1 protein-coding gene is annotated in these 337 nt (G+C 40.4%); it reads right to left on the bottom strand.

The window, feature by feature from the left end; translation table 11 throughout:
• Window positions 1-308 (bottom strand): hypothetical protein (locus ACPYOG_RS19315; RefSeq protein ID WP_481295750.1); only part of this gene is annotated, 308 nt, incomplete at its 3' end.
• Window positions 309-337 lie beyond the last annotated feature (29 nt).

The following is a 337-nucleotide window of genomic DNA, read 5'->3' as shown; positions in this document are numbered from 1 at the left end:
CCTAAATAACTGGGATGTGATTCATCACTTTCATACAACTCTAATGCAGGATAATGCATACGTATATATCTCCATACCCTGCCTACTGGTGAAACTATGCTTTCGTTATACGCCGCCGCCTGCATATATCGTTCATAAAGCATATCATCCATTCCTTCATAAGTACACAGGTAAGAGCCAGGAGTACAGTTTTGTGTATCTCCGTTTTTTCTACCCCAAGTCATATAGAATATTACATTTCCGCAGGGATTGTTATCCCTGATGTTATTTGCCAGCTGTTCTGCAAATGGAAAAAACTGCGTCTCCACAAATGTTGTGGAAAAAGCCGGTATTTGAC

It is taken from the genome of Leifsonia sp. HAY1-4F, from assembly GCF_056755275.1.
The sequence above is the reverse complement of the archived record's forward strand: the minus strand, read 5'-3'. Positions and strand labels throughout refer to the sequence as shown.